16 protein-coding genes are annotated in these 15,632 nt (G+C 64.7%); 9 read left to right on the top strand and 7 right to left on the bottom strand.

The genetic code is table 11. The annotated features are described in order from the left end of the window. Positions 1–479, top strand: a 479-nt coding sequence (locus tag ASD04_RS19805; protein ID WP_244488236.1) for a transposase, incomplete at its 5' end; no start/stop codon positions are given. A gap of 201 nt (positions 480–680) precedes the next feature. On the opposite strand, the gene rplI is transcribed toward ASD04_RS19805, so the two are convergent. The 4 genes from rplI to ASD04_RS03940 all read right to left on the bottom strand — a co-directional run bounded on the left by rplI (position 681) and on the right by ASD04_RS03940 (position 4,693). Beyond that, entirely contained in the window at positions 681–1,256 is a 576-nt protein-coding gene (rplI, locus tag ASD04_RS03960; protein WP_056252743.1) for a 50S ribosomal protein L9, read from the bottom strand. A gap of 227 nt (positions 1,257–1,483) precedes the next feature. After that, positions 1,484–1,732 (bottom strand): 30S ribosomal protein S18, encoded by a 249-nt coding sequence (rpsR, locus tag ASD04_RS03955; protein ID WP_092180862.1) that lies wholly within the window; start codon positions 1,730–1,732, stop codon positions 1,484–1,486. A gap of 24 nt (positions 1,733–1,756) precedes the next feature. Next, complete coding sequence (gene rpsF, locus ASD04_RS03950) at positions 1,757–2,176, bottom strand: 30S ribosomal protein S6 (protein WP_056252898.1); 420 nt, start codon at positions 2,174–2,176, stop codon at positions 1,757–1,759. A gap of 633 nt (positions 2,177–2,809) precedes the next feature. Beyond that, positions 2,810–4,693: a glucose/sorbosone family PQQ-dependent dehydrogenase gene (locus ASD04_RS03940; RefSeq protein WP_056252737.1), complete on the bottom strand. Its 1,884-nt coding sequence runs from the start codon at positions 4,691–4,693 to the stop codon at positions 2,810–2,812. A 211-nt stretch (positions 4,694–4,904) separates the two neighbouring features. On the opposite strand from ASD04_RS03940, the gene fabD reads away from it, so the two are divergent. The 8 genes from fabD to ASD04_RS03900 all read left to right on the top strand — a co-directional run bounded on the left by fabD (position 4,905) and on the right by ASD04_RS03900 (position 12,625). Beyond that, positions 4,905–5,855, top strand: coding sequence for an ACP S-malonyltransferase (gene fabD / locus ASD04_RS03935; RefSeq protein WP_056252734.1), 951 nt, complete (start codon positions 4,905–4,907; stop codon positions 5,853–5,855). 56 nt (positions 5,856–5,911) lie between these two features. Next, entirely contained in the window at positions 5,912–6,649 is a 738-nt protein-coding gene (gene fabG / locus ASD04_RS03930) for a 3-oxoacyl-[acyl-carrier-protein] reductase (RefSeq protein ID WP_056252732.1), read from the top strand. A gap of 273 nt (positions 6,650–6,922) precedes the next feature. Beyond that, complete coding sequence (locus tag ASD04_RS03925; RefSeq protein WP_035100440.1) at positions 6,923–7,159, top strand: acyl carrier protein; 237 nt, start codon at positions 6,923–6,925, stop codon at positions 7,157–7,159. 39 nt (positions 7,160–7,198) lie between these two features. Continuing rightward, a complete protein-coding gene (gene fabF / locus ASD04_RS03920; RefSeq protein WP_056252895.1) occupies positions 7,199–8,461 on the top strand; it encodes a beta-ketoacyl-ACP synthase II in 1,263 nt (420 codons plus the stop codon). A 162-nt stretch (positions 8,462–8,623) separates the two neighbouring features. After that, entirely contained in the window at positions 8,624–9,736 is a 1,113-nt protein-coding gene (mltG, locus tag ASD04_RS03915; protein ID WP_082530955.1) for an endolytic transglycosylase MltG, read from the top strand. Beyond that, the gene (locus ASD04_RS03910; protein WP_244488235.1) at positions 9,733–10,623 is read left to right on the top strand and encodes a YicC/YloC family endoribonuclease; all 891 of its coding nucleotides are present in this window, start codon (positions 9,733–9,735) and stop codon (positions 10,621–10,623) included. The genes mltG and ASD04_RS03910 overlap by 4 nt, the downstream gene beginning before the upstream one ends. A gap of 10 nt (positions 10,624–10,633) precedes the next feature. Further along, positions 10,634–11,272, top strand: coding sequence for a guanylate kinase (gmk, locus tag ASD04_RS03905; protein ID WP_056252729.1), 639 nt, complete (start codon positions 10,634–10,636; stop codon positions 11,270–11,272). 123 nt (positions 11,273–11,395) lie between these two features. Then, positions 11,396–12,625 carry an MFS transporter gene (locus ASD04_RS03900; protein WP_056252726.1) on the top strand — a complete coding sequence of 410 codons (1,230 nt, stop codon included), beginning with the start codon at positions 11,396–11,398 and terminating at the stop codon, positions 12,623–12,625. 50 nt (positions 12,626–12,675) lie between these two features. Here ASD04_RS03900 and rsmA read toward each other — a convergent pair whose 3' ends face one another. From rsmA to ASD04_RS03885, 3 genes are read right to left on the bottom strand one after another with little or no spacing between them, the layout of a single operon-like run. After that, entirely contained in the window at positions 12,676–13,524 is an 849-nt protein-coding gene (gene rsmA / locus ASD04_RS03895; RefSeq protein WP_056252725.1) for a 16S rRNA (adenine(1518)-N(6)/adenine(1519)-N(6))-dimethyltransferase RsmA, read from the bottom strand. Beyond that, positions 13,521–14,519 carry a 4-hydroxythreonine-4-phosphate dehydrogenase PdxA gene (gene pdxA / locus ASD04_RS03890; protein ID WP_056252722.1) on the bottom strand — a complete coding sequence of 333 codons (999 nt, stop codon included), beginning with the start codon at positions 14,517–14,519 and terminating at the stop codon, positions 13,521–13,523. The genes rsmA and pdxA overlap by 4 nt, the downstream gene beginning before the upstream one ends. 48 nt (positions 14,520–14,567) lie before the next feature. After that, positions 14,568–15,467 carry a peptidylprolyl isomerase gene (locus ASD04_RS03885; protein WP_056252720.1) on the bottom strand — a complete coding sequence of 300 codons (900 nt, stop codon included), beginning with the start codon at positions 15,465–15,467 and terminating at the stop codon, positions 14,568–14,570. Between the last annotated feature and the right edge of the window lie 165 nt (positions 15,468–15,632).

Here is a 15,632-nt window from a genome sequence, read left to right as displayed (position 1 = left end):
CCGATATCGCCGCTCTCAAGCGGCGCCAGCACAGCGAGCGTGCCCGCCTTGAAGCGGCCGTCCGCCAGAGCGCAGCGCTGGCCAGGCGACTCGATCTGCTGATCTCGATCCCTGGCATCGGCGTGCCGACCGCCCTGGCGCTCTTGATCGGCATGCCCGAACTCGGCCAGCTCAGCCGCGAGCAGGCCGCAGCGCTGATCGGGCTGGCGCCGTTCGATCGCGACAGTGGTCAGCACAAGGGCCAGCGCCATATCGCCGGTGGTCGAGCCCGCCCCCGCACCGCCATCTACGCCGCGGCCCTGCCAGCAGCCTATCGCTGGAACAGCCAGCTCGTTGCCCTCTACAAGCGCCTCACCGAAAACGGCAAGCCACACAAGGTCGCCCTCGTCGCATGCGCCAGAAAGCTCGTCATCTTCGCAAACACGGTCCTGCAAAGAGACAAGCCATGGACCGCATCACTTAATGGTTGCTCATGGTGAGGNCGTCGCATGCGCCAGAAAGCTCGTCATCTTCGCAAACACGGTCCTGCAAAGAGACAAGCCATGGACCGCATCACTTAATGGTTGCTCATGGTGAGGTGCGAGCCCTTGCGAGCCTCGAACCACGAGGGCGTGGCACCCAATTCGCAAACAAAAAGGCCGGGCACATGGCCCGGCCTCTTCAATCCATTGTCGGACCGATCAGATGGCTTCGTCGTCGAAGCGGTCGTCCTGTGCCGCGTCCTTCTGGCCGGCAGCGAAATCGCCTTCCACGTCGTCGTCATAGACGGTGACGGTCACGTCTTCGCCGGCCGACTGGCGGGCGGCTTCGTCCGTCGAGCGAGCGACGTTGACCGTGATCGACACGGCGACTTCGGCATGCAGGTTCAGCGCCACGGTGTGGACGCCAACCGACTTGATCGGGTCGGCCAGGTCGACCTGCGAACGCTGGATGGTGAAACCATCGGCGGCCAGGGCTTCCACCACGTCGCGCGAGGCGACCGAACCGTAGAGCTGGCCGGTTTCGCCAGCCTGGCGGATGATCACGACTTCGCGGCCGTTGAGGCCTTCGGCAATGCCGGCAGCCGCGTTTTTGCGGTCGTCGTTGCGCTTCTCGATATGAGCGCGCTCGGCTTCGAACTTCTTGCGGTTGGCTTCGGTGGCGCGCAGCGCCTTGCCCTGCGGCAGCAGGAAGTTGCGCGCGAACCCGTCCTTGACCGAAACTTCGTCGCCGATCGAACCGGTACGACCCACGCGCTCGAGGAGAATAACTTTCATTTGGGTATTCCTTGTAGCTGTCCCGCCTCGCGGACGGTTAGGAGCCCCGGACCATCCGAAACCCCAACGATGTGCCCTTAGGGCACCAATAGTCTGGCACTTACGCCGACAAGAAGCCGCTGGGACAGTCAGATAGTGGTGATCTGCGAGAACCGGAGCGGAGCGTACTTAAGTACGTGAGCACCGGAAGCGCAGCAGATTGCCGCTAGCTGGCCGTCCCAGTGAGCTTATTGGACAGCGTAAGGCATGATGCCGATGAAGCGGGCACGCTTGATGGCCTGGGCCAGTTCGCGCTGCTTCTTGGCCGAAACGGCGGTGATGCGGCTCGGCACGATCTTGCCGCGCTCCGAAACGTAGCGGCTGAGCAGGCGCACGTCCTTGTAGTCGATCTTGGGCGCGCCCTCGCCCGAGAACGGGCAGGTCTTGCGGCGGCGCTGGAACGGACGGCGGGCCTGGGCGGTGGTGAGGTCTTTGATTGCCATAGCTTTTAGGTCCTTCTCTTAGAAACGGCGCGGACGGCGTTCGCCGCCGAAGCCACCACGATCACCGCCGCGGTCGGGACGACCACCACGATCGCCGCCATCGCGATCGTCGCGATCGCGCTTCTGCATCATCGCCGACGGGCCTTCTTCCAGCTCGTCCACGCGGACGGTCATGAAGCGCAGGATGTCTTCGTTGATGCGCATCTGGCGTTCCATTTCGGCAACGGCGGGCGCCGCGGCGTCGATGTTCAGCAGGGTGTAGTGCGCCTTGCGATTCTTGCGGATGCGGTAGGAGAGACCCTTGAGGCCCCAATATTCGTTCTTGGTGACCTTGCCGCCACCGGCAGCCAGGATTTCGGTCAGCGCTGCGGTCAGTTCTTCGACCTGCTGCTGGGAAACGTCCTGGCGCGCCAGGAAGATATGCTCGTAAAGGGCCATGAATGCGCCTTCCTTCGTGGTTTCAAACACAGCAACATCTGGCGCGGAGCCTCCTTGAAGCCGGAAAGGGCATCAAAGCAGTCTTGCAAAGAGCGGGAACACGGGAGGCCGGGCATTCGCCCTATTCGTCGTTCTTGCAAACGACAAACCCTCCGTTCAGCCCCCGGCCAAACGAATTGCTGGCGCGGCTATAGGGGAAAGGGCAGGGAAAGGCAAGGACCGATCCTTGTCGCGACCGGCTATACACCGTGTTAACGTAGAACGACACACGATCGATGCTCGGAACGACCAATGACGGACGATCGCCTCACGGACGCTCAGGACGAGCTCCATCGGTACATGAGCGACATCAGTGAATTGGCATATTGCGCCAGTTGGATGGATGGTACCGAGTACCGCCTTTGGGCCTTTATGACGGACGTCAATGACGACGGAGAATGGGGCAACGCCATCCTTCCCCCAGACGTCAGCTCCGACCTTCTTAGGCTGAGTAGGCAGGTCGATGGATGGATTTACTGGGCCGATGCCGTTAGGGGCGGGCCTAGTGCTGGTCCGGCGTTTGTCTCCAGTGCAGAGTGGCAAAGGAAGTATGCGCGGCCGGGGTTCCCGGCCGCTTGAAGGCCCACCAACACTTCACTCCGGAAAGCTGATCACCCCCGTCGAATCCGCGCTGAGCGGCGCCTCGCCTGCCTCGAGCCCGTTCACCGAAAGGATATAGGCCGCCATGTCGGCATAGACTTCGGCCGACAGGCTGTCCGGCGCGGAAGGGGGCATGGTGTGGACCTTGGCCACCAGCTCGGCCGCGGGCTTGCCCTCCCAGTTTTCCTGGAAGAACTGTCCGGCCAGCGGCGGGCCATAGGTGTTGTTGGTCATCTTGTCGCCGTGGCACACCGCGCAGTTGGCGTCATAGCCCGATTTGCCGCTGGCCAATTGGGCCTCGGCAAAGCTGGCCAGGTCGCCCGAGGCCGCGGTGCTGTCGCTTGCCCCCGCCGCACTCTCTTCGGTGGCTGCCGCCTGGTCCTGGCCGCGCAGGGACTGTTCGTTGGCCGGCGGCACCGTGCTCGGGTCGCCTTCACCCGAATAGGTAAAGGCGATGATCTCCCCCGGATTGGCCAGATCGCTCGTCGTGCCGCCTTCGGTGTTTTCGGCAAGGCCGGTAGCGTCGGTTGCGACATAGATGGTTTTGCCATCGGCGCTCACCGCCACGTCGCGATAGCGGTTGTTGGTCTGGAAGTAGCGTTCCACCGTGCCGTCCACGGCCTGTCCGCTTTCGTCGAGCGGCAGCACATAGATCGAGCCGCGTTTCAGCGTCGGCGCCAGCAGCACCTTGCCCCAACCCGGAATCCGGTCGTCGCCGCCCTCGTAATATTCGACACTGGTAATGCCCACGGTCGGCCAGCAGATGAAGTCGATGCCCTTGCAGTCCGCCACCACGAAATTCCAGCCGGTATCGACCGTGAACATGGTGGCGATGGGCTCCTGCATCGGCTCGGTAAAGGCCGATTCCGGCTCATGCGGCACATTGTCGGGAATGGCATATTCGCTGAACGTGGTCTCGGCGCAGGGCGGGTTGGCGGCAAGTTCCCAATTGGCATGTTCATAGGCCTTGCCGTCTTTGAATCCGGCCACATTCGGCCAGCCGTAATTGCCGCCGCTCACCAGGATATTCACCTCGTCATCGGTCTTGGGCCCGTGTTCGGTGGCGTAAAGCGTGCCATCCGGGCCGAAGTCGATGCCCTGCATATTGCGGTGGCCATAGGTAAAGACGTGGCTCTGGACGCCATCGAGCTCCGGATTGTCCTCGGGGATCGAGCCATCGAGGTTGAGCCGCAGGGATTTGCCGACATAGGCGACGTAATCCTTTTTGCCGATTTCTTCCGCCGTCGGCAGGCGCTGCGCCTCGATCGGTATGCACACATTGGCGCCCTGGTTGTTCCCCTGGTCTCCGATCGTATAATAGAGCGCATTATCGGGCCCCACCTTGAGCCGGCCCGAATTGTGGTCATTGCTGGCCGGCAGCCCGGTGATCAGGTCCACCGGATCGCTCAGCGTGCCATCGGCCTCGTTGTAGGTCAGCCGGATGATCTTGGTATAGAGCTCGTGATAGGGGCTGCTCGCATCCGTCACTTGCGGATCGGCCCCCTTTTCCGCATCCACATAGGTATAGGCGGCATAGACATAGTCGTTGCCGGTGCCCTGGCCCAGTTCGGGATGCAGCGCCAGCCCCATCAATCCATCCTGTCCGCCCGGCGCCGAGATTTCCGCGATTTCGATGGCCACATGCTGCTCGCCGGTCGCCGGGTCGATCCGGCTGATGCGCCCGCCGGTCCGTTCCGTGGTCCACAGCATGCCATCCGGTCCCAGCGTGATTTCCCAGGGATTGGCCAATCCGCTGATCACCACCGATTCCGTAAACTGTTTGCTGCCGGTCACATAGGAATCCGGGCCTTGCGCGGCGCTGGGGGCCACCAGTGCGGTGCAGGCCAGCAGGGCGCAGGTCGAGGTCAGGTTTTTCATGGGGACGCTCCCTTTGGTATATGCGGTCAACGCGCGGCCCGGCAAAACGTTCAACAGGCCTGCAAAGCCGGATAACCCCCTGATCCTGCTGCGTTTGATTTCTCCCATTCGACATCCGCCTTGACTCCGCCACACAGTCCGGTCAAACGCCGCGCAACTGGACAGCCGGGTTGCGGATTGTCTAAGACCGTCAGTAGAGGGGGCCGCCATCATGACCAGCAACGCATTCACCTTTCCGGGGCAGGGCAGCCAGGCCGTTGGCATGGGCAAGGATCTGGCCGCTTCCTATCCCGAAGCCCGCGCGGTCTTCCAGGAAGTCGACGAGGCCCTGGGGCAGCGCCTGTCGGCCACCATGTTCGAAGGCCCCGACGACATTTTGCGCCTCACCGAAAACGCCCAGCCGGCCCTGATGGCCGTCAGTGTTGCCGTGGTCCGAGTGCTGGAATCTAAGGGCGTCCGCCTCGCCGATCACGCCACCTATGTCGCCGGCCATTCGCTCGGCGAATATTCCGCCCTTTGCGCCGCCGGCGCCTTCACGCTGTTCGATACCGCCCGTTTGCTCAAGACGCGCGGCCAGGCCATGCAGAAGGCCGTGCCTGTCGGTCATGGCACCATGGCGGCCCTGCTGGGTCTCGACGTGGCCACCGCCAGGGACGTTGCCGCCGAAGCCGCCCAGGGCGATGTCTGCGATGTCGCCAACGACAATGCTCCCGGCCAGGTGGTCGTGTCCGGCGCCACCGCCGCCGTCGAGCGCGCCGTGGAAATCGCCAAGACCCGCGGCGCCAAGCGCGCTCTGCTGCTGCCGGTCAGCGCCCCCTTCCATTGCGCGCTGATGCAGCCCGCCGCGGAGGCCATGGCGGCCGCGCTCGCCGAAGTCGCCATGAACGCCCCGGTCGTGCCGCTGGTCGCCAATGTGCTGGCCAGCCCGATTTCCGATCCGGCCGAAATCCGCCAGCGCCTGGTGGAACAGGTCACCGGCGTCGTCCGCTGGACCGAGAGCGTCACCTGGCTCACCGGTCCGGGCGGTGTGACCCATCTGGCTGAGCTGGGCACCGGCAAGGTTCTCACCGGCCTCGCCAAGCGCATCAATGCCGAGACGGTTGCGACATCGGTTGGCTCGCCTGCCGACATCGACGCCTTCGTGGCCGGACTATCGGCTTAATCTCTTGAATCAGCTCATCAAGAGCTTGAATCAATATCTCCGTGGGAGAGGACTAAATGTTTGATCTGACTGGCAAACGCGCCCTTGTGACCGGCGCCAGCGGTGGCATCGGCCGCGAGATCGCCAAGGCGCTCGCCGCCGCCGGCGCCACCGTTGCCCTGTCAGGCACCCGCGTCGGCGCACTGGAAGATACCGCGAAGGAAATCGGCAAGGATTGCCCGATCCTGCCGGCCAATCTCAGCAAGCTCGACGAGGTCGACAAACTCGTTCCATCAGCCGAAGCGGCGATGGGCGGCCTCGACATCCTCGTCAACAATGCCGGCATGACCCGCGACAATCTGTTCATGCGCATGAAGGATGAGGAGTGGGACGAGGTCATCGCGGTCAACCTCACCGCCGCCTTCCATCTCAACCGCGCCGTGCTGCGCGGGATGATGAAGCAGCGCTTCGGCCGCATCATCGGCATCTCCTCGGTCGTGGGCGTCATGGGCAATCCGGGGCAGGGCAATTATGCCGCCTCCAAGGCGGGCCTGATCGGCATGAACAAGGCGCTGGCGCACGAAGTGGCGAGCCGCAACATCACCGTCAATTCCATCGCGCCCGGCTTCATCGCCTCTGCCATGACCGACGAGCTCAACGACAAGCAGCGCGAGTCGATTCTGTCGTCCGTTCCCGCCAACCGGCTGGGCACCGCCCAGGAAGTTGCTGCCTGTGCGGTTTTCCTCGCCAGCGACGCCGCCGGTTACATCACCGGCCATACGCTGAACGTCAATGGCGGCATGGCGATGATCTGAGGTAGCGGGGTCGCAAAACCGGCCCCATGCCGCCCGGATCGGATGCCGCTGCAACAAAAAACGGCCGAAAGCCGTTGAAAACCGACCTTTGGGCTGCTGGCGAAGCCATTGCAAGTGTGATACTCGCCGCCGCTGACACCCGTGTTGGACTGCTTGCAGGCGCCGAAAGGCACGCCTACATTGCCCCAGTCAGCTAACACGGTGCTTGAAGATTTGGCCCTGCGCCAATAAGAAGCGAAACGAAACCTCGATTTCTAAAAAGGGAAGTCAAATATGAGCGATGTCGCTGATCGGGTCCGCAAGATCGTTGTGGAACACCTCAATGTGGATGCCGAGAAGGTTGTCGAAAAGGCCAGCTTCATCGACGATCTGGGTGCGGACTCCCTTGACCAGGTCGAACTGGTGATGGCCTTCGAAGAAGAATTTTCGGTCGAGATTCCCGACGACGCTGCCGAGTCGATCCAGACTTTCGGCGATGCCGTGTCGTTCCTCACCAAGGCCGTCGGCTAAGCCCTCGGGCTTGGCCGGGTTAGGCAGTACAGCATGGAATTGCGCCGCGTCGTCGTCACCGGGTTGGGCCTCGTTACGCCCCTCGGCTGCGGAGTTGAAGCCACCTGGGCCAATATCCTGGCCGGCAAGAGTGGCGCGAAACGGATCGACGACTTCCAGGTCGATGATATCGCCTGCCAGATCGCTCATCGCTTGCCGCTCGGCGACGCCGCCGAGGGCAAGTACAATCCCGATGAGTGGATGGACACCAAGGAACAGCGCAAGGTCGATCCGTTCATCGTCTATGCCATGGCCGCTTCAAAGCAGGCCATCGACGATGCCGGAGTCGAACCGAAGACCCAGCAGGAACAGGAGCGCATTGGCGTTCTGATCGGTTCGGGCATCGGCGGCGTGGGCGGCATCTACGATGCCTCCATCACGCTGCACGAAAAGGGTCCGCGCCGCATCAGCCCCTTCTTCATTCCGGGCCGCCTGATCAATCTGGCCTCCGGCTATGTGTCGATCCGCTTCGGCCTTAAGGGGCCGAACCATTCCGTCGTCACCGCCTGTTCCACCGGCGCCCATGCCATCGGTGATGCGGCTCGCCTGATCGCGCTCGGCGATGCCGACGTGATGGTGGCCGGCGGCGCCGAAAGCTGCGTCAATCGCCTGGCTCTGGCCGGCTTCGCTGCCGCCCGCGCCCTCTCCACCGGCTTCAACGACAATCCCGAAGCTGCCTCGCGCCCCTATGACAAGGATCGCGACGGTTTCGTCATGGGCGAAGGCGCCGGCATCGTCGTGCTCGAAGACTATGAGCGCGCCAAGGCCCGCGGCGCCAGGATTTATGGCGAAGTGATCGGCTATGGCCTCTCTGGCGACGCCTATCACATCACCGCACCCTCGCCTGATGGCGATGGCGGTTTCCGCGCCATGAGCGCGGCGATCAAGCGCGCCGGCATTGCCCCGTCCGAGATCGACTATATCAATGCCCATGGCACCTCGACGCCGCTGGGCGACGAGATCGAGCTGGGCGCGGTGACCCGCGTGCTGGGCGACGCCGCCGGCAAGGCCGTGATGAGTTCCACCAAGTCGGCCATCGGCCACCTGCTCGGCGCGGCCGGCTCCGTGGAAGCCATCTTCTGCCTCCTGGCAATGCGCGACGGCATCGCGCCGCCGACCCTCAATCTCGACAATCCATCGGTCGAGACCGCGATCAACCTGGTGCCCAAAAAGGCATTCAGGAAAGAGATCAACGTGGCGCTCTCCAACAGCTTCGGCTTCGGCGGCACCAACGCGACCCTGGTCATGCGCAAGGTCGGCTGATCTTCGACGCTGGAAAATCGAGGCACATCGCGTCCAGGCGCGATGTGCCTCTTGTCTTTGCCGCGGGCATGAGAACAATGCTGGCGGCCACATGGCTGCCAAAAAACGATGAAAAACCCGGCGTATCCCCATGCGCCAGGGCTTCGAGGGTGATCCTGCACGATGAATGATCGCAAGGCCCGGCGCCGCCGCCGTTCGAGCAACGGTTTCGTTGATATCCTCAATGGCCTGCTGGGCCTGCTCGTGATCGGGCTGCTGCTGGTGGGCGGCATCATCGTCTATGGCGCCTCCCAGTTCTATGGCGCCGGTCCCACCACCACCGAATCCACCTTCCGGGTCGAATCGGGCAATACCCTCACCAGCGCCGCCCAGCGGCTCGAGGAGCAGGGCCTGGTTTCCAACGCCTTCATCTTCACCCAGATAGCCCAGCGCGTCGAAGGCAACACCAATATCAAGGCCGGCGACTTCCGCATTCCCGCTGGCGCCAGCATGTCCGACATCCTCACCGAGCTTACCGAAGGCGATCCCATTCGCTATGCGGTGACCATCCCCGAGGGCTGGACCGCCTGGGAAGTCATCCAGCGCCTCAACGCGACAGGCGACCTGATCGGCGAAGTCTCGACGCTCCCCCCCGAAGGCTCCATCCTGCCCGGCAGCTACGACTACACGCCCGGTGACACCAGGCAGTCGGTGCTCGACAAGATGCAGGCCGCCATGGCCACCCAGCTGGCCGCCGTCTGGGAGGCCCGCGAAGCCGACCTGCCGCTCGAAACCCCCGAGCAGCTTCTGGTTCTGGCCTCGATCGTCGAAAAGGAAACCGGCATCGCCAGCGAGCGCCCGCAGGTCGCCGCGGTTTTCGTCAACCGCCTGCGCGAGGGCATGCGCCTGCAGTCCGACCCCACCATCATCTACGGCATCACCAAGGGCCAGTCGGTGCTCGGCCGTGGCCTGCGCCGGTCCGAGATCGAGGCGAAGACGCCTTACAACACCTACCAGATCGATGGCCTGCCGCCGACGCCCATCGCCAATCCGGGCATCGACGCTCTCAAGGCCGTCGCCAATCCCGATGCCCACGACTACCTTTACTTCGTCGCCAAGGGTGCCACCCCGCGCGAAGGTCACGTCTTCGCCGAGACCTACGACGAGCATCAGGACAACGTCGCCCAATATCGCCGCATCGCCGCCGAGGCGGCCGCCCAGGCCGAAGCCGACGCCGAAGCCGCCCGCCAGGCTCTTGAGGCCGAGCAGGCCGGCGAGGCTCCGGCAACCGAGTGAGCCAGCCCCTCGCCAGCATGACCGGCTATGCCCGCGCCACCGGCGCGGTGCCCGGCGCCTCCTTCGCCTGCGAGGTCAAGTCGGTCAACGGGCGCGGCCTCGATATCCGCCTGCGCCTCGCCCCCGGCTTCGACGCGCTGGAAAGCGATATCCGCCAGCTCATCGGCAAGACGGTCTCGCGCGGTTCCGTCACCTTCAATCTATCCGTCGAGCGCGATGGGGCAGGGGGCGACCTGCTGGTCAACCGCCAGGCGCTCGCCACGGTCCTGTCAGCCATCGATGAACTGAGCGGCACCGTACCGGCCGCCCCGCCCACGCTCGATGGTATTCTCGGCCTCAAGGGCGTGCTCGAACAGCGCGACCGCCCCATGTCAGCGGATGCCGAGGAAGCCCTCGCCGCCGCCATTCTCGGCGCCGCCGCCCAGGCTTTGGCCGATCTCATCCTGGCCCGCCGCCAGGAAGGCGGCCAGATCGCCGCCGTGCTGATCGAACGCCTCGACGAGATCGAAGCGCTGGTGCAGCGCGCCGAGGTCAATCCGGCCCGCGGTCGCGATACCATCCTGGCCAGGCTTCGCCGGCAGCTCGCCGCCCTGGCCGATGACATCACCCTGTCAGAGGATCGCCTGGCCCAGGAAGCCCTGCTGCTCGCCACCAAGGCCGATATTCGCGAGGAACTCGATCGCCTCACCGCCCACATCGCCTCGGCCCGCCAGCTCATCCGCGGCGGTGGCGCCGTCGGCCGGCGCCTTGATTTCCTGGCCCAGGAATTCAACCGCGAGGCCAATACCCTGTGCAGCAAATCCAATGCCGTGGAGCTCACCGCCATCGGCCTTGACCTCAAGGCGGCGATCGATCAACTACGCGAGCAAGTGCAGAACATCGAATAGGATCTGGCTGATGGAATTTCAGCGCCGCGGCGTCATGCTGGTCATCGCTTCGCCCTCGGGCGCCGGCAAGTCTTCCATCTCGCGCGCCTTGTTCGGCGCCGATCCCAATATCAAGCTCTCCGTCTCGGTCACCACCCGCGCCCGCCGTACCGACGAGGTCGATGGCAAGCACTACTATTTCATCGACGTGCCCGCCTTCCAGCGCATGCAGGCCGATGGCGAATTGCTGGAATCGGCCGAGGTCCACGGCAATTTCTACGGCACGCCCCGCGCCCGCGTCGAAGAACAGCTCGCCGCCGGCAACGATATCCTCTTCGACATCGACTACCAGGGCACGCTCCAGCTCTACAAGAACAGCCGCAAGGACATGGTGACGGTCTTCATCCTGCCACCCACCATCAAGGAACTGCGCGCCCGCCTCGAACGCCGCGCCCAGGACAGCGTCGGCACCATCGAGAAGCGCCTGCAGAATGCCCGCCGTGAGATGGATCACTTCAACGAATACGACTACGTCATCGTCAATGAAGACCTGGAAAAGTCCGTCACCCGCGTTCGCTCCATCCTCGTCTCCGCCCGATTGGAGCGCGAGCGACAGCTCAATTTGACGAGCTTCGTCAAGGACTTGCAGAGCCAGATCGATTCTTTGTGAAAGGGTGAAGGGCGGGATGAAATACGACTATCCCGCTTGTGGCCCCACCCCTCCCTCATTCCCTCCCCATCGAGGGGAGGGAGGCGCCAGCACCGACGCCATGATCGCCAGTGGCGAACCGAGATGACCTCACCCGCCATCCGCCGCGGCACGCCGGCCTTCCTCCGCGCCAATATCGCCTTCTTTCTCTCGGCCTTTTCGGTCTTCGCCTCTCACTACTCGGTCCAGCCCCTGCTGCCCATGTTCGCGCAATATTGGGTGCGCGACGCCGGCACCGCTTCGCTGGCCCTCTCGGCCACCACCGCCACCATGGCCGTGGCGCTGATCCCCGCGAGCCTGCTGGCCGATCGCCTCGGTCGCCGTCGCCTGATCGTCGGGGCGCTGCTCATCACGGCCATTCTTGGCATGCTGCTGCCCTTTACCCAGGTCTGGTGGCAGCTCATCACCCTGCGCACGCTGATGGGGCTGACCCTGGCCGGCATTCCCGCCGTGGCCATGGTCTATCTCTCCGAGGAAATGGCGCCGGAGGCCCTGGGCTATTCCATGGGCCTCTATATCGGCGGCACCGCCATTGGCGGCATGGCCGGGCGCGTCATTTCGGGCGTGCTGTCCGATCTCCTCGGCTGGCGTCTCGGCACCGGCATCCTGGCGGGACTGATCCTTCTCGCCGCCATCGCCGTTGCCATCCTGCTGCCCAGGCCGCGCCAGTTCATCAGCGATCCGATCGGTCTCGCTGAACTCTGGCGCCGCTGCCGCGCCAGTTTCCACGATGCGGCTCTGCCCTGGCTCTTCGCCAGCGCCTTCCTGCTCATGGGCGGCTTCGTCACGCTCTACAACTATGCCGGCTTCCGCCTGGCTTTGCCGCCCTTCCTGCTCAGCCACTCGGCCATCGCCACGATCTTCCTCGTCTACCTGCTGGGCAGCGTCAGCTCCACCTGGGCCGGCGGCCTTTCCCAGCGGCTGGGCCGGCGCAAGGTGTTCTGGGCGCTGGTGGCGCTGATGGGATCAGGCATGGCCGTCACCATGTTCGACAATACCATCATGGTCATCCTCGGTCTCGCCATCGCCACCATGGGCTTTTTCGCCGCCCATGGCATAGCGAGCGCCTGGGTCACCCGCCGCGCCCATGTCGGCAAGGCGCAGGCCTCGGCCATCTACCTCGTCGCCTACTATCTCGGCGCCTCGATCCTCGGCACACTGGGCGGCTACGCCTGGACCGCCTGGGCCTGGCCGGGCGTCATGCTGGTCACGGGCGGAGCTGCCGTCGCAGCTCTGCTGGTCGCTATAAGGCTGGTCTTCATTGCGCCGCTTCCGACACCGGAACAACCGCCCGAGCCGGTGGTTGGGGCCTAGCGAGAGTAGCCCCAGGGTGGGGGCGCCTCTTTAACCACGAGGGTTTGTCCCTAAGCGTTCCGCAGCCCCGGCAGCGCCCGTGCCATGGCCAGAAGCGCCTCTACCGGCAGTTCCTCCGCCCGCTCATCCCCGCGCAACCCCGCTGCCGCCAGCAGCCCCTCCACCGGCACGCCGGCCGCCTTGAGGCTCTGCCGCACCATCTTGCGCCGCTGCCCGAAGGCTGCTCGGGTAATATGTTCGAGGTTTTTCACTGTCACGTCGTCGCCGACCGGCTTGGGCACCAGATGCACCACCGCCGAGGTGACGTTGGGCGGCGGCACGAAGGCCTGCCGTCCCACATTGAAGGCAATCCGCGCATCCGTCCGCCACCCCGCCAGCACGCCCAGCCGCCCATAGGGGTCTTCGCCCGGCCGGGCACAAATCCGCTCGGCCACTTCGCGCTGGAACATCAGCGTCAGGCTCTCGAAAAAGCTCGGCCAGGGATCCAGCGTCAGCCAGCCGGTCAGCAGCGGCGTTGCGATATTATAGGGCAGGTTGGCGATGATCCGCGTCGGCCCATCGGCCAGCTGCCGATAGTCCATTTCCATCGCATCGCCGCTGATGACGGTCAGCCGCCCCGGATAGGCTTCGGCAATCTGTGCCAGCGCCGGCAGCGCCCGCGCATCGCGCTCGATGGCGATTACCTCGCGAGCGCCCTCGGCCAGCAACGCCCGCGTCAGCCCGCCCGGACCCGGCCCCACCTCGATGACGCGCACCCCCTCCAGCGGCCCCGCCACCCGCGCGATGCGGGCCGTGAGGTTGAGGTCGAGCAGGAAATTCTGCCCCAGTTCCTTCTTGGCGCGCAGGCCATGCTCGGCGATCACCTCGCGCAAGGGCGGCAGCTTGTCGATCTGGCTCATGGATGGGCCGTCATCGCATCGGCCATGGTGATCGCCGCGAGGAAGCTGGCGGGCGAGGCGCGTCCCGTGCCGGCTAGGTCGAACGCCGTGCCGTGGTCTGGCGAAGTCCGCACGATGGGCAGGCCCAGCGTCACGTTGACCGCATCCTCGAAAGCCACCGTCTTGATCGGGATCAGCGCCTGGTCGTGATACATCGCCACCACAGCGTCATAGCGCGCCCAATGCGTCGGATAGAACAGCGTGTCGGCGGGCAGGGGGCCTTCGACGCCAATGCCCTCGAACTGCAATTGCGCCACCGCCGGCCCCACGATTTCCAGCTCCTCGCGCCCGATGGCGCCGCCTTCCCCCGCATGCGGGTTGAGCCCGGCCACCCCGATCTGTGGGTTGGCAATGCCGAAGCGGTGCTTGAGGTCATGCGCCACCACGCGCACCGTCTCCACGATCAGCGCCTTGGTCAGCAGTTCCGGCACGTCCTTGATCGGCACATGGATGGTCACCGGCACCGCACGCAGGCCGCCATGCGCCAGCATCATCACCGGCAAATGCGGCTTGCCGCCGCTGGCGCAGAGTTCGGCGAGGAATTCGGTGTGGCCGGGATGCTTGAACCCGGCATGGTAGAGTGCCCCCTTGTGGATCGGCGCCGTCACCAGCCCGCGACAGGCGCCGGTCAACGTTGCCTCCACCGCCGCTTCGATCGAGCGGATCACCGCACCGCCCGAAACCGGCGAGATTTGCCCCGGATGATCCGGCACCAGCCCATCGATCTGCGCCACCGGCATCGCATGGGCGAAGACCGCCCCGGCTCCCGCCGCACCCACGTCGGCGATGTCGATCGTCAGCCCCAGCCGAAGCGCCCGTGCCCGCAGGAAGGGTGCATTGCCGAACACGCAGAAGGGCGGCAGTCCGAGCTCGGCCCGCCGCGCATAGAGACCCAGGATGATGTCGGGACCAACCCCCGCGGGTTCGCCCATGCTGATGGCCAGCGGCTTGTCCATCTCGGCCCCCAGGGCAAGAAGACCTCGGGCCCCTCGGGGCCCGAATGCTTAATTGAAGACGATCTTGGCGCGGGCGCGCAGGTTTGCCAGATAGTTCTCGACCTCGCCTTCGAGCGCCTCGTTGCCCTGTTCGGCCCGCAGGTCGCCCTTGACGAAGGTCAGGTCTTCGGCCTGCGTCTTTTCGCAGACAGCCAGCATGGACACGCCCGACTCGACCACGCGCGGCTTGGTGATGCCGCCCACATTGAGCCCCGCCAGTTCCTTGGCGATGGCCTCCGGCAGCTGCGTGGCATGGCGCCGGCCCACATCGATCACAGCCGCATCGGTATAGGCGAGCGACAGGTCGACCGCGCTGTCACAGCCGGCAAACTTGGATCGGTAATTGTTGGCCTGCCCGGAGCGGCCGCTCGAGCCCGCCCCCACGAAGATGATTTCCTTGAGGATATAGTCGAAGTTCTGGAAAGCCTGCATCTGGCTCTCGGCCTGCTGGTCCAGGGCCAGGTCGGAGATTTGCACCTGCGGCATGATGGCCTGCTCGGTCACCGCGTTCCAGGCAATGGCGGCGCGCAGCCGGTCCTTCAACGTCTCGATGCTGACGCCGCCCTGCTGCAGCATCCCCACCAGCTTGTCCTGGCTGACATTCATGTTGCGTGAGATTTGCAGGAGCGCCTCGTCGATCTGCGCATTGGAAACCGTCACGCCCAGGCGCTTGGCTTCCTCGATCTGCAGCGCCTCGTTGATCAACTGCTCGGTGGCGCCCCGCGTGCCGGCGCGATTGCCTTCCAGCGCGAACAGCTTCACCCGCGCGGCCACCTGCAGGTCAGTGATCGGCGTACCGTTGACGGTGACGCGTACGCTCTGCGCCATGGTCGGCATTGCCGCGGCAAGGCTCAGGACTACGCCCATGATCACGGCGCCGGCAGCGCGCCCCCAAACAGTCTTGGCCATCGTCATTATCCGCCTCGCGTCAATCCACCCGCCCTCAATGGGGCGGGAACAGCGCGCTGTCAATTGCCCCACGATTGAGGCCAAAATCCGATAGCGCCTAGGACCGATCGCCATTCAGCCCAGGCCGAGTCGAAAATGCCGGCTTTCGAGAACCGGAGCGCAGCG

Source organism: Devosia sp. Root436 (genome assembly GCF_001426345.1).
In the GTDB taxonomy this organism is placed as follows: Bacteria; Pseudomonadota; Alphaproteobacteria; order Rhizobiales; family Devosiaceae; genus Devosia.
Note: the sequence above shows the minus strand (reverse complement) of the source record. Positions and strands in the feature narration are given on the sequence as shown.